The sequence below is a fragment of the Herbaspirillum sp. UBA812 genome (assembly GCF_002296545.1).
Taxonomy (GTDB): domain Bacteria; phylum Pseudomonadota; class Gammaproteobacteria; order Burkholderiales; family Burkholderiaceae_D; genus Herbaspirillum; species Herbaspirillum huttiense.
This window is the reverse complement of sequence record NZ_DBIC01000027.1, coordinates 14767-15214: the sequence shown is the minus strand read 5'-3', so window position 1 is coordinate 15214 and position 448 is coordinate 14767. Positions and strand designations below refer to the sequence as shown.

Sequence of the window (448 nt, the reverse complement as noted above, 5' to 3'; positions counted from 1 at the left end):
CCGGAGACGCACTGGTATGCATGCTGCATGGTGAGACCGGCCATGCCAGCGTGCTTGCCAGTGCGCATCGGCAGGATCGCATTCCACTACCCTGAGACCCGCAATGACCAAGAACCCGTCCTCTTCCGCCGTCGTGCCCGGCATCCTGCACCACCTGCAGGAAAGCGTGGCGCTGCGTCACCACATTCACGCCCATCCCGAACTGGCGTTCGAGGAGCACGCCACCAGCGAGCTGGTCGCCGGCAAGCTGGCCGAATGGGGATACGAGGTCCATCGCGGCCTGGGCGGGACCGGCGTGGTGGGGACCTTGAAGAAGGGCAGCGGTCCGCGCCGCCTTGGCCTGCGTGCCGACATGGACGCCCTGCCCATCCATGAGGAGACCAAGCTGCCTTATGCCAGCCAGCACGGCGGCACCATGCATGCTTGCGGCCATGACGGCCATACCGCC

1 protein-coding gene is annotated in these 448 nt (G+C 66.5%); it reads left to right on the top strand.

Features of this window, described 5'->3' with window-relative positions:
• Positions 1–103 precede the first annotated feature (103 nt).
• Positions 104–448 (top strand): M20/M25/M40 family metallo-hydrolase (locus tag B3873_RS01480; protein WP_286863680.1); only part of this gene is annotated, 345 nt, incomplete at its 3' end.